Here is a 12,531-nt window from a genome sequence, read left to right as displayed (position 1 = left end):
ATAAATGAAAAGGGAGTTGACTTTAATGCAAAAAATTACAACGTTTTTAATGTTTGAAGGACAAGCAGAAGAAGCAATGAATTTTTATATGTCACTTTTTAACGATTCAGAGGTTGTGAATATTAAGCGTTATGGAGCAGATATGGGTGAGTTTGAAGGGAAAGTAATACATGCTACTTTCACATTAAACGGCCAACAATTTATGTGCATTGATAGTACCGTTAAACATAAATTTACGTTTACACCAGCTGTTTCATTATATGTGACTTGTGAAACAAATGAAGAAATTGAAAATGCATACAAACAATTAAGTCAAGACGGTGAAGTATTAATGCCTTTGCAATCATATCCATTCAGTGAAAAGTTTGTATGGGTGAATGATAAATATGGTGTATCTTGGCAATTAACCCTCGCAAAAAAATAATAAAGAACTGTATGAAAAATCGTGTTGGAAACAGTGACACGATTTTTTTTATTGTCAGTAATCTTATTTTTAACAAATCAACCACTATTTTTTTATAATATCAAGTTTAAAATAAGAAGATTTATTGCAAACTTTTACTATATGAATTTTTATAAAGGTGAGATTTTAACGATATGAATGAAGTAAATATGATTTCTGAAAAAGAATTTGACGAGCAATTAATTAATAAATATGCAAGTTTAATGGCATTAGGTAATGGTTACTTAGGTTTAAGATCTTGTCATGAAGAAGACTATGAAGGACAAACTAGGGGGATGTATATAGCAGGAATCTATAATCAGTTATCTCCAAGTCAAACGACAAAGATTGTGAATCTTCCAGATCTAATTGGAATGGAAATTGAAATAAATGGTGATATTTTTTCGAATGCAACTGGTCAATTTACATTTTATGATCGAAAATTAAATATGATGACCGGCGAATTAATAAGAGAGTTAATTTGGAAGAATAATGATGGAAATCGATTCCACTTTTTGTTTCAGCGTTTTGTTTCAAAGGATGATTTACATTTACTTGCTTCAAAAATTACTGTCACAGCTTTAGATTGTAATGCCAAGATTAAAATAAAAACAGGTATTAATGCGGAGTGTGTCAGTCAACAAAAGAATGAACTTACAGAAGAATTAGTAAGAATCATGGATAATAGAATTATGCATGGTGTTTATCAAACTACAGAGACTAAACATAAAATTGCTATCGCAACATGCTGTGTAACTCCTGATGAGAGTGAAGTTTCATATTTTACGTTGAATAATCAACTTCTAGCCTCGATTACACAAGATCTCGTAGTTGACCGAACTGTTGAGTTTTCAAAGATTAGCTCAGTTTATACCTCTAATGATATGTTACGGGAAGAACCTTCTGCTGCTAGTGTTAATACTGTACAGAAATATTTATCAGAGGGTTATGATAATTTAAGAAATAGTACGACTATCAAATGGCAGGATTTTTGGAAGCAAAAAAGAGTGGTCATTAATTCAAAGGATCAAGCAGATCAATTAGCACTAGATTTTTCTTTGTACCACATTGAAGCAATGACCCCTTGTCATGATGATCGATTGAGTATAGGCGCAAGGGGATTAACTGGTGAGGGCAATAATGGTTTAATATTTTGGGATACAGAGATGTTTATTGCGCCGTTTCACTTATTTACTGAACCAGAGATTGCTAAAAGATTACTAAGATATCGCTATCATCATATTAAAGAAGCAAAAGTGAATGCTTACCAATCAGGTTATGAGGGTACATTATTTCCTTGGGCAAGTGCTTTTTCCGGAAAAGAAGAAACACAAAAAGGTTCAGTGAATAATACAAAACCCGAGATCGTTCAAAGCTCAAATTTAGCAAAATCAAGTGAACATATTGTAGCTGACATTGCATTTGCTGTCGTACAATATTATGAAAATACGCTAGATGAAAGCTTTATGGCCAATGATGGACTTGAACTACTCAAAGAAACTGCTCGCTTTTGGGTGAGTAGGACAACTGATACAAATGGCGATTTAATTATTAAAAATGTCATCGGTCCAGACGAATATACAGATCAAGTTGATAATAATGCTTATACGAATTACATGGCTTTTTATAATGTGCAGAATGCGTTAAATTATATGGGGAAATACAATGATCCTGATGCAGAATTACAGCAAAAATGTACTGATTTTTTAAAACGATTATATTTACCAAGCCAAAATGATGAAAATGTCATCCCACAAGATGATACATTTTTAAGTAAACCCGAGATTGACTTAACGGAATACAGACAATCCATTGCAAGTCGGGATATTCTATTAGATTATTCCCTACAAGATCTATATGAACTACAAGTGTTAAAACAAGCTGACGTTGTCATGTTGCTCTATCTTTTCCCAGATTTGTTCTCAACGGAAATCGCTAAAAAGAATTTAGAGTACTACGAAGAGCGTACTGTTCATGATTCGCCAATAAGTAAAGCAATTCATGCAATTGTTGCTGCAAGATGTGACTACGGAGAAGAGTCTTACCAATTATTTCAAGAAGGATGTTTAATTGATTTAGGACCAAATCCAAATTCATCAGATGATGGAATTCATGCTGCGCCTATGGGAGCAAATTGGCTAGTAGCAATCTTTGGCTTTGCAAATATCACCATGGACATAAATGGTTTAAAAATTGAGCCAAAATTACCTTCAAATTGGAATGAAATGATTTTTCCTTTCACATGGCAAGGAGCAAGACTTGAAATAACAATATCGAAAAAATCAATAACAGTCACAAAGGAATATGGTCCACCAGTATCATTAGAAATTAATGGTGAAACATTTAATTTAACAGATAAAATAAAGGTTTCGCTTTAAGAAGAGAGAAAAAAGGAAAAAACAAAACACAATCTTTTATTGAGATTGTGTTTTGTCAGTTAGTTGAAATAAATTGGAGTTAATTTTGAAAAGTTTGTGCATTATATAGTAGTTTTTGTGGATTTTATTTGTTGATTAAATTGATTGTACTATCTTTTTAAAAAACAAAAAAACAATATAAAATGATTAAATGATAAGTTGATGTTCGAGCTTAATTGACCTATAAATTGACCATTAAACTGCTTTTACTCTAAGTAAAAGTTAATAAATTAGGTTTTTAGTGTAATCTTTTTTTAAAAGAGAAAGGTTGGTTGGAACGGAGGGGTGCTCGACTCCTATGGGATATGCGGGAAGCCTGAGACCCCACAGGAACGAACGTGACGAGGAGGCTCAGGTCTCGCCCCATGGAAAGCGAGCATCCTGTAGTGGAAATCAATCTCACGTGGACTCCTTTTACGAAAATTTGATCATTAATTTTGTTTTTCAACAGCCTGAAAACCCAACCTTTTATAAAGATTGGGTTTTGTTTTTCAAAATCTACTCTTCATACAATTCTAATGGTAAGCCATCGGGATCATGGAAAAATGTAAATCTTTTATTTGTTAACTCGTCAATACGAATTGGTTCTACAAAGACAGCATTTTGTTTTAAGAATTGAATACTTTCTTCTATATTAGTTACAGTAAAGGCTAAATGGCGTAACCCAACCGCTTCTGGATTTGTAAGTCGCTTTGGTGGATTAGGAAATGAAAATAGCTCAATTTGTCCATTTTCTCCAATACTTAGGTCCAATTTATAAGAGTCTCGCTCCTCTCGATAGGTTTCCTTAATTACCTTACAGCCTAATAAATTTATGTAAAAATGCTTAGACGATTCATAATTAGAACAAATTATAGCGATATGATGTATATTCTTAATTTCCATATTAAAACTCCTTATTACGTTGTTGATTTACTAAAACTTTTCCTAGTTTATCATGATTAGTACAATTTGAAAAAAGAATACATTCCATTTAGACAGTATAGTTCATCGTTTTAAGTGGAAAAATGAAATGTGAAACTGTAAAACTGCCAAAAATTCAAAAAAAAAAATGGGAATAATCTCCCATTAAGTTTTAGAAATTTATCTTCTTCTTTTTTTATCATCTTTTGCTAAAACCTGTACTTTCTTAATAACTTCTAGTTCTACAATTACGTGCACATGCTTATCATTTATTTGATTAACTCTTAATACTTTACCTTTTCGACCTTTAATGGAAATAGTATCTCCTTCAGAGGGGACCTTTTTGAGTAGTTGGTTTAATAGTTCAACGTTTTTCTCGATATAATGAACTACAATCATATAGCTTCAACTCCTCTAATCATTCTTATCTTTATACAATATTTAAGATTAAATAAAATAAGAACATATTTAAGCTGATTATTTAAAGGAATAATTTCAGTCATTAGTTGAATGTTTTACTTTTGAAAAATTCTAACAAATCCTTTCTATTTTAAAAGTTATTTAATACAATTTAAGAAAATAACAGATTGTGGGGGAGCCAATGCATAAGAAATTTTTATCAATAATTGTGATAAGTATGCTTTTAGTAGGTTGTAAGCATGGCGAAAAGTCTGTAAAAACAATTAAAAATGATGATAAAAATCCTTCGAATGAACATGTAATTGATAAAGGAGAAATTGATACAATTTATGCTCCTTTAAGTGGATTACCAATAAGTCAGACTAGTGAACAAAGACCTGTTGCAGTTATGGTTAATAATTATTATTTAGCTAGACCTCAAAGTGGATTAAGTAATGCTGATGTTATTTATGAAATTTTAGCAGAGGGAGATATTACAAGATTTCTAGCCATTTTTCAAAGTAATATACCTGAGAAAATAGGTCCTGTAAGAAGTGCGAGAGATTATTACATCAATTTGGCAAATGGTTATCATGCATTATTTATATGCCACGGAAATAGTCCGAAAGCGAAACAAATGATGGATTCAGGAATGATTGATTCATTAAACGGACTGATCTACGACGGAACGTTATTTAAAAGAGATAAAACGAGAAAAGCACCTCACAATTCTTATATTTTGAAAGAGGGTATTGAAAAAGGAGTTGCTCAAAGACATTACTCTTATTCAGAACAAGTTACTCCATTAGATTTTACGCAGAAAGACTTAGTATTTGATAGTTCTTGGAAAAATGCTGGTGAGGTATTTATAAAATACTCTCATGATGCAAGAAATAATGTGACTTACAAGTATTCGAATTCAACTAAACAATTTCTGCGAGTTCAAAATGGAATTGTAGCAAAGGATGCTTTGAACGGGAAAGAGCTTCAAATTAAAAATATTTTAGTCGTAGAAGCGACTCATAAAATTATTGATAGTTATGGTCGCCGTTCAATTGATCTCGAACATGGAGGAAAAGGTTATTATATTGTTGATGGAAAATATATGAATATACAATGGAAGAATGTAGATGGTCGAATCATTCCGTTTACATTAGATGGAACTGAAATAAAACTTTCACCAGGGCAAACTTGGATTAACTTTGTACCATTTTTAAAAGATGTAACAATTAAATAAAGTACATTAAAACAGATAATTTTATATAATTATCTGTTTTTTATTGCTAAAAGAATGAAAAGTGAACAAGCTTAATGAATGTTGAAAGTTGCCCTTTATAAGCTGTAAGTCCTATGTTTGACCAAAAAAAATTACGATGTTACGATAAAAAATATTATCCAATTATATATGGTAGGAAGGGGGCGCAGGGAGTGGCTAGTAAAATTGAAAATATAGGATTAGTAAACGAGCGTTATAAAAATCTAAAATCGGACTGTGAGAGTTGCTTTGGTCTATGCTGTGTCGCATTGCCTTTTGCTGCATCGGCTGATTTTGCAAATGATAAAATTGCAGGCAAACCTTGTCATAATTTACAATCAGACTTTCGTTGCGGAGTTCACAAGAATTTAAGAGAGTTAGGTTTCAAAGGTTGTACTGTTTTTGATTGCTTTGGAGCAGGACAAAAAGTATCTCAAGTAACCTTTAATGGAAAAGACTGGCGACAAAATCCAGAATTGGCTAATGAGATGTATGAAGTATTTCCAATTATGAAGCAACTACATGAAATGCTTTGGTATTTAAATGAAAGTTTGACCATTAATGCTGCAAGTGAGATTCATGATGAAATAAAAACAGTTTTAGAAGAAACTGAAAAATTAACACATATGGACCCTAAACGAATACAAAACTTAGATATCACAGCCCACCGTGCAGAAGTTAGCTCTTTACTATTACGTGCTAGTGAGAAAGCAAGGACTGTGGCTTTGAAAAAATTTAACAACAATAAGAAGCGTCAAAAAGCTACCGGTAGAGCTTTAGATTTTATTGGAGCTAAATTAAGGGATGCAAATTTTATCGGAGCTAACTTAAGAGGGGCCTATCTAATTGCCGCTGATTTAAAGGGAGCGGATTTAAGAGGTTCTGATCTAATCGGAGCAGACTTACGTGATGCAAATTTGAGTGGTGCGGACCTTACAGGAAGTATTTTTCTTACTCAAGCTCAAATTAACTCAGCCAAAGGAGATTATCACACTAGAATACCAGCAACACTTAAAAGACCATCTCATTGGTGAGAAAAAATGAACCATTTTAAAGGTTCATTTTTCAGAGTGTTGAAATATAAAATGGTCAGTAGGGAAAACGGAAATTAAATGCATTTAATAATGATGAAATTATCATTTTTCTGGATGACTTTTCATGGTTTTAAATGTTAATATGTTCGAGCAATTTTATGATTCCAATAACACTAGACATGTTTTTTTCAGAAGTTAAAAAATTATGAGCTTATTCTTAGAAAAACAAATTCATTTGATAAATTTAGTTTAATGTTCGATATTAATAGAACTACAAACTGAATAAAAACTGCTAGATTACTCTAAGTAAAGGCTATTTGATTAGGATTTATTGTATACTTTTTTTGATGAAAAAGTTGATTGGAATGGAGGGGTGCTCGACTCCTATGGGATTAGAGGGAAGGCTAAAGAATCCCGCCCCATGGAAAGCGAGCATCCTGTAATGGAAATCAACATCACTCTACTCCTTTTACGAAAATTTGGTAATTTAATTGACAAAGTTTTTTTCAACAGCGTGTAAAAATGAACCATTTTAAAGGTTCATTTTTTATTATATACATACCAAGAAATCGCAATTAAATAACCGATAAACGGCGATGTTCTATAACCTATAATCGGCACTGGGAAGTTTCCAAAAAAGCTTGAAAGAATACTAATTGAAAAATAAATCCCTAGACTAAATGATAATGGTTTTGCACTGTTTGGCGGAAATAAGAAAAATGGCATTAGTAAAATTAAAAGTGAAATTACTGCTAAGATTAGCCATCCTATTCCCATTTTCTTTACTAAACTTAAAATGTCCTCAACATAAGAAACTGAGGAAAGTTGATCTAAGTGAGACCAGCTTAAAATAATTAAAAGTATAAAAACAATTAAAAAGAGTATTTGAACGCTTTTATTCTTTTTTAAATTTAGTAATAGAAATGAGATAGCGATTGTAAAAGCTGTTAGTTGAGATGCATCAGGTTGAAAAAGTAATAATGCTGTAAAAAATAATGAAAAACCAAAAGTAACCCAAAATGGTTTTGATTTTATTAAGTTTGATAGTTGAATTATTACTAATGGAACGAAAACTAAAGCGATATTAAATCTTATTGGACCAATTGCTATCCAGCGATGTACACCATGTAATCCTTTGTCCAAAAAGGTAAGTAAAAATAATATGAGTATGCATGTAATGACAATGATATTTGTCTTTTTCTTAGTGGATTTCTGATCTCTACACAGTACTAAAAAGGAGATGATTCCTCCAACAATAGCAATTAAAATATTTTGACCGTAAATGGACGGGGACACTTGGTTATTGATCATGGCAAGTACTCCGATTATCAATGCTGGCATTGTTATGACAAGTGGTAATAAGTTTATTTTTTTAAAATTAAGCATCTTGTTCTAAATGGCCTTCCTTTACAATAGTTTTATATTTGTTTAATTAGATTGCGTAGTTTCTCTAACCCTTTAGCTAAATCATTTTCGCTAACTAGTGAGTAACTAATCCGAAATGAAGAAATATCAGTATTGTTGTTAAAACATGCTACACCGGGTAAGAATGAGATATTTTCATGATTAGCTTTTCTTAATAAATTAAAAATATCTACATTGGTTTTATGAAATGTAACCCACAAATTAAAGCCGCCATCAGGTATCCGAAAATTTAATTGATCATTAACAGATGAAAGTATTTCAACACTTGTATCACGCCGAATTTGTAGAGCAATTCGTAGTTTTTCAACGTGACTTCGCATTCGATCGGTTCGTAGAAATGGTAAAATTGCTTTTTGTGTTAGTAAAGGGCTACCCACATCCATTGAAGCTTTAACCGCAAGTAGCCATTCCAGGACCGGTCCATTTGCTAGCATTGCAGCAATTCTAACCCCGGGTGCTAAAGTTTTACTAAATCCTTTAATGTAGATGACATGGTCTAATTGATCGTAATACTTAATTGGGTAATATTGAAATGCTTTTTCGAAATAAATATCACTAAATGAATCGTCTTCAAGAATAAAAAATTGATACTGTTGTGCAAGTTCAATTAATTCTTTTCTACGACCATTACTCATTGAGATTCCAGTTGGATTTTGAAAGGTCGGGTTAACATAAATTAATTTTGGTGTAAATTTAATACACATATCTTCAATTATGTCTGATCGAATTCCTTCTTCATCCATCTCGACAGGTATTATATGAATCCCCTTATTTATAAAAATATCAAGTGCACCACCATAGCATGGACTCTCGACTATAATTGAATCCCCAGGTTTTAATAGTGCTTGTGCTACTAAGTCAATGCCTTGCTGAACTCCGCTTGTAATAATAAGATTTTCAGCTTTAGATCGTATTTTTTGAAATTCATATAAATGTTTAATAATTTCAGTTCTTAATTCAGAATCACCTTGAACAGGTCCGTAGGTTGTTAATATAGAAGCATCTTCTCTTAATAGTTTTTGCATTTCATCCGCTAAAAATTTATTAGGAAGTAGACGTGGATATACAACTGCTTTTGAAAAATCATATTTTAACTGTTCTCTATTTATTAAATATTGGGATCTTACTATATTGATTCCTAAAGTCTGTTGCCAGTTATTACTTGGATCAACTTGGGATGTTTTTTTTACTTTCTTACTAATAAATACTCCTTTACCTGGCATCACAGTGACATAGCCGTTTGTCTCTAACCATTTATAAGCCTTTCTAACAGTTAAAACGCTTATTGAAAGTTCCTCAGCCAATATTCGTAAAGATGGTAATTTTTCGTTAGGTAAAAGTAGTCCACTTTGAATGCTGCCTGCAATTTGAGTGCTTACTTGGAGATAAATCGGAACTGTTGATTTTTTATGGATTTGAATTTTCATAGATCACCACTAGTTTTTTAGTTATAAATTAGTTGAAAAAAGATCAATCGTCAATGGAAAAAGAGCTAACTGTTATATGCTCTATTATACTGTTATACTCCGACTTTAATATAATACTTTTATCAAAGGGGTGATGAAATGATCATTATTAATTATATTTTTATTTGCATGATTTTCGGTACAACTTTTCTAGCAATAAAATTTGGAATTGAGTCGGGCGTTTCGCCTTTATTTTCAGCAGGCATTCGATTTACATTAGCGGGACTGATTGTTATTTTATATTTCCTTCTTAAAGGGGTAAATGTGAAGAAATTTATTTTTTCAAAACGAATTATGTATATTGGATTCTGCTTAACTTTTATGACATTTTCAACATTATATTGGGCTGAGCAGTATATAACATCAGGGTTAGCTGCAGTTTTGTCTGCAACTGGTCCAATGATGATCTTACTTTTCCAATTAAGGAGAAATAATAAGAGAATTGAGGGTAAACAACTATTAGCGTTATTAATTGCTTTTGCAGGTGTAATTTTTGTCTGTTTACCTGGGATAAGTCAGCATGTCTCTTACTTATGGGTTGCTGCTTGTATCGCAGTATTATTAGGAGAAGCTTTTTACGGATTTGGATCCATTTCTTCAAAAGAAATATTAACAGAATACAGTAGTGTATCGCCATTTTTAATCAATGCTTTTCAAATGTTATATGGTGGAATATTTCTACTATTAGTTTCGTTTTTATTAGAAAAGCCGAAAATTGAAAGTTTAAGTTCTTGGGACGCAGTGTGGCCAATATTGTATCTTGTATTTATAGGTTCAATAGGGGGACATGGATTATACAGTTGGTTACTATCTAAAACGAACCCGGTATTCCCCTCAACATGGCTTTATGTATCACCATTAATTGCAAGTGTCTTAGGTTATTTCGTAATGGACGAACCAATCAAACCAATTATGGCGATTGGTGGCATACTAATATTATCTGGTGTATTCATTGCAAATTGGTCAACGTTTTCTATGTATAGAAAGCAAGGAAGACTTTTAAAAAAAGAAGTGAATATTTCAAAGTAATATCATTAATCTTAAACTAAAAAAATAGAAAATCCACATGGAAAATGAATTTATCCTGTGGATTTTCTTACTTTAATTAATTATGATTTTTGAACAAATGCCCATATGTAACCGTCTGGATCTCTTAAGCAAAATTCCTTATAGCCCCATAGCTGAACAGTAGGTTCTGTGATGACTTTTTCTCCATTTGAGAAATCCAATGGCGTCAATTCTTTTTCCAACACACTTTCAAATAGTGGATCGACTTCACTTACAATTAATTGAAAGACTGCATCAGTATTGGATTGCGTATCTTTAGGATGGAGCATTAGCTCGCCATTCCCTGCTTTAAACCAATGCATACCATCATGTCCTCTTAAATATTCAAATCCAACTTTTTCATACCAGCTTTTAGAAGAGTTTGCGTCTTTACAAAAAATAACAATATCTAAAACTCCATTCATTTAATCAGCTCCTTTTATTTACTGTACTAACTATTCTTTGCAGAGCAGATGCTTACCTTTTTTATCATTTAAAAAGTAAAATGAATCACATCTCTAGTATTTTAGTTAAAGAGTTTTCTAATGCCTAGGTTTCCTGCAATCATCTAGTATGTATCGATAACGTCTTAAAGTTATCAAGTAGATTCATATAATATTAACTAATTAATTCTTGCGTCATTATGTGACTAATGGAAAGCCCTTATTCAATTGCTGGTCAATAAAAATAGAGTATGTTTACAAGATTAAATGCAAATTGACAATATTTTTCAGAAATAATATTATATCAAGTCTCGTTATAATGAAATTGTAATTTAATAACTTTAAGAAGATTGGCCGTTTGTAACGATTGGGGCTGAGCAGAAGTAAATTTAATTGGTAGGTGAGAAGAATGAACGCAGCTCTATTTAATGAAATTCAATGTATATGCAAAGAGAAAGGCTGGACAAAAACAGATTTGGCCCAGGAGTCAGGTATACATATTAGTGAAATTAGTCGTATTTTCAATCATAAGCGCTCGCTTACACTAAAGTATTTGGATGCCATTTCAGAAGCTATTGGGTTGGAGGAAGACGCACTTTATTCATATTTTTATGAGGAGTGTTTTAATGAAGACCAAATTTTGGACAAGCGTAAAAGTGTACAGTTTTTATTCAAATGCTTTACTAATGGTTACGAGGAACATTGTCAAAATCTGTTACATCTAATGACAACTGAAAAATCAGTTTCGATTCAAATCGAATATTTGAATTATATTTTTTTTGTCGCAGAAGAGCTTTTTAAAGTTGGTAAAGAAGAAAAAGCCTTGTTATTGTATGAGATTATTATTAAATGTGATTCGAAGGACGTTTTAGAACTGTTGGCAATTAGTTATTATAGGCGTTTTTATATTTTAAGAATGACAGAGGATGGTCAGACCGCATTGACATATGTGTTGGAGTATCTGTATTGCATGCCGAAAAAAGTTAGAATGGAAGCATATTTATGGATCTCTGCATTTTATTATAGACGTGAGCAATGGGAAGAGGTACTTTACTACTCTGAGAGATTAAGGAAATTGGTTAAAAACGGAGAGTATTATGGTAGAGCACTTATGTATAAAAGTTTTGCACTTGCACGCCTGGGGGGCTCTTTAGAAGAAATAATAGAACTTACAGAACAATATGCGGGGGTCAGTGATTATTTTGCTGATTTAGCTATTGGAAATCGACTTGCATCTTATTTGGATTACGGACAACTCGAGTATGTAGATCAATATCTTAGTTGGCTAGAAGATAGAGAAGATGTATATGTTGGATTACCAAAGGTACTTGAAGCATTTATTCGTTTGAATCGATTAGATGACGCTAAAAGAATCTTAGATTTATATAAACATACAATTGAAGAATTGATAATAGATGCCGAACCATGGTTAAAACAGAAGGTGCATTTGGATTTTCGTTATGCATATGCTTTTTATCAGTGTGAAAGCCTACAGCTGCCAAATGGTTTAGATGAATTACTGGATGTAGCCTATACTGCAAATCAAATAGGCAATTTAGAAAGATTCAATAAATGTCTTCTTATATATTGGAGATATAAGGATCATGCGACTTCTGACCAAATAAATAAGTATATACAACTATTAAGTATTAATGGTATTAAGGAGAGCTCTAAGCGCAACTTTGCATAGTTCTATTCTA

At 32.0% G+C, this 12,531-nt stretch carries 11 protein-coding genes; 6 read left to right on the top strand and 5 right to left on the bottom strand.

What is annotated here, in order from left to right; genetic code table 11:
* The first annotated feature begins 25 nt into the window (after nt 1–25).
* Together BED47_RS20995 and BED47_RS20990 are read left to right on the top strand one after the other, a co-directional pair.
* The gene (locus BED47_RS20995; protein WP_069035273.1) at nt 26–424 is read left to right on the top strand and encodes a VOC family protein; all 399 of its coding nucleotides are present in this window, start codon (nt 26–28) and stop codon (nt 422–424) included.
* 173 nt (nt 425–597) lie between these two features.
* Nucleotides 598–2,820, top strand: coding sequence for a glycoside hydrolase family 65 protein (locus tag BED47_RS20990; RefSeq protein WP_084007026.1), 2,223 nt, complete (start codon nt 598–600; stop codon nt 2,818–2,820).
* Between the two features lie 537 nt (nt 2,821–3,357).
* Here the strand turns inward: BED47_RS20990 and gloA2 are convergent.
* Together gloA2 and BED47_RS20980 are read right to left on the bottom strand one after the other, a co-directional pair.
* Nucleotides 3,358–3,744, bottom strand: a complete 387-nt coding sequence (gene gloA2 / locus BED47_RS20985; RefSeq protein WP_069035272.1) for an SMU1112c/YaeR family gloxylase I-like metalloprotein — start codon at nt 3,742–3,744, stop codon at nt 3,358–3,360.
* 198 nt (nt 3,745–3,942) lie between these two features.
* Entirely contained in the window at nt 3,943–4,161 is a 219-nt protein-coding gene (locus BED47_RS20980) for a hypothetical protein (RefSeq protein WP_069035271.1), read from the bottom strand.
* Nucleotides 4,162–4,363: 202 nt separating this feature from the next.
* Between BED47_RS20980 and BED47_RS20975 the strand changes: the two genes are divergently transcribed.
* The gene (locus BED47_RS20975) at nt 4,364–5,398 is read left to right on the top strand and encodes a DUF3048 domain-containing protein (protein WP_069035270.1); all 1,035 of its coding nucleotides are present in this window, start codon (nt 4,364–4,366) and stop codon (nt 5,396–5,398) included.
* Between the two features lie 191 nt (nt 5,399–5,589).
* On the top strand, nt 5,590–6,450 hold the full coding sequence (locus tag BED47_RS20970; protein WP_069035269.1) for a pentapeptide repeat-containing protein: 861 nt from the start codon (nt 5,590–5,592) through the stop codon (nt 6,448–6,450).
* A 540-nt stretch (nt 6,451–6,990) separates the two neighbouring features.
* Here BED47_RS20970 and BED47_RS20965 read toward each other — a convergent pair.
* Entirely contained in the window at nt 6,991–7,836 is an 846-nt protein-coding gene (locus BED47_RS20965) for an FtsW/RodA/SpoVE family cell cycle protein (protein ID WP_069035268.1), read from the bottom strand.
* A gap of 32 nt (nt 7,837–7,868) precedes the next feature.
* Nucleotides 7,869–9,302, bottom strand: coding sequence for a PLP-dependent aminotransferase family protein (locus BED47_RS20960; RefSeq protein ID WP_069035267.1), 1,434 nt, complete (start codon nt 9,300–9,302; stop codon nt 7,869–7,871).
* Between the two features lie 138 nt (nt 9,303–9,440).
* Between BED47_RS20960 and BED47_RS20955 the strand changes: the two genes are divergently transcribed.
* Nucleotides 9,441–10,370, top strand: coding sequence for a DMT family transporter (locus BED47_RS20955; RefSeq protein ID WP_069035266.1), 930 nt, complete (start codon nt 9,441–9,443; stop codon nt 10,368–10,370).
* A gap of 80 nt (nt 10,371–10,450) precedes the next feature.
* Here the strand turns inward: BED47_RS20955 and BED47_RS20950 are convergent, their stop codons facing one another.
* Complete coding sequence (locus BED47_RS20950; RefSeq protein WP_069035265.1) at nt 10,451–10,813, bottom strand: VOC family protein; 363 nt, start codon at nt 10,811–10,813, stop codon at nt 10,451–10,453.
* A gap of 427 nt (nt 10,814–11,240) precedes the next feature.
* Between BED47_RS20950 and BED47_RS20945 the strand changes: the two genes are divergently transcribed.
* Nucleotides 11,241–12,521: a helix-turn-helix domain-containing protein gene (locus BED47_RS20945; protein ID WP_069035264.1), complete on the top strand. Its 1,281-nt coding sequence runs from the start codon at nt 11,241–11,243 to the stop codon at nt 12,519–12,521.
* The last annotated feature ends 10 nt before the right edge of the window (nt 12,522–12,531 follow it).

The organism is Gottfriedia luciferensis (genome assembly GCF_001712755.1).
In the GTDB taxonomy this organism is placed as follows: Bacteria; Bacillota; Bacilli; order Bacillales; family Bacillaceae_G; genus Gottfriedia; species Gottfriedia luciferensis_B.
This window is presented reverse-complemented; position numbering and strand designations above follow the sequence as displayed.

Coding starts and splice junctions, on each gene's coding strand:
- BED47_RS20955 (WP_069035266.1), top strand. CDS start 9,441: ATGATCATTATTAATTATATTTTTATTTGCATGATTTTCGGTACAACT.
- BED47_RS20945 (WP_069035264.1), top strand. CDS start 11,241: ATGAACGCAGCTCTATTTAATGAAATTCAATGTATATGCAAAGAGAAA.
- BED47_RS20975 (WP_069035270.1), top strand. CDS start 4,364: ATGCATAAGAAATTTTTATCAATAATTGTGATAAGTATGCTTTTAGTA.
- BED47_RS20965 (WP_069035268.1), bottom strand. CDS start 7,836: ATGCTTAATTTTAAAAAAATAAACTTATTACCACTTGTCATAACAATG.
- BED47_RS20950 (WP_069035265.1), bottom strand. CDS start 10,813: ATGAATGGAGTTTTAGATATTGTTATTTTTTGTAAAGACGCAAACTCT.
- BED47_RS20995 (WP_069035273.1), top strand. CDS start 26: ATGCAAAAAATTACAACGTTTTTAATGTTTGAAGGACAAGCAGAAGAA.
- BED47_RS20980 (WP_069035271.1), bottom strand. CDS start 4,161: ATGATTGTAGTTCATTATATCGAGAAAAACGTTGAACTATTAAACCAA.
- gloA2 (WP_069035272.1), bottom strand. CDS start 3,744: ATGGAAATTAAGAATATACATCATATCGCTATAATTTGTTCTAATTAT.
- BED47_RS20960 (WP_069035267.1), bottom strand. CDS start 9,302: ATGAAAATTCAAATCCATAAAAAATCAACAGTTCCGATTTATCTCCAA.
- BED47_RS20990 (WP_084007026.1), top strand. CDS start 598: ATGAATGAAGTAAATATGATTTCTGAAAAAGAATTTGACGAGCAATTA.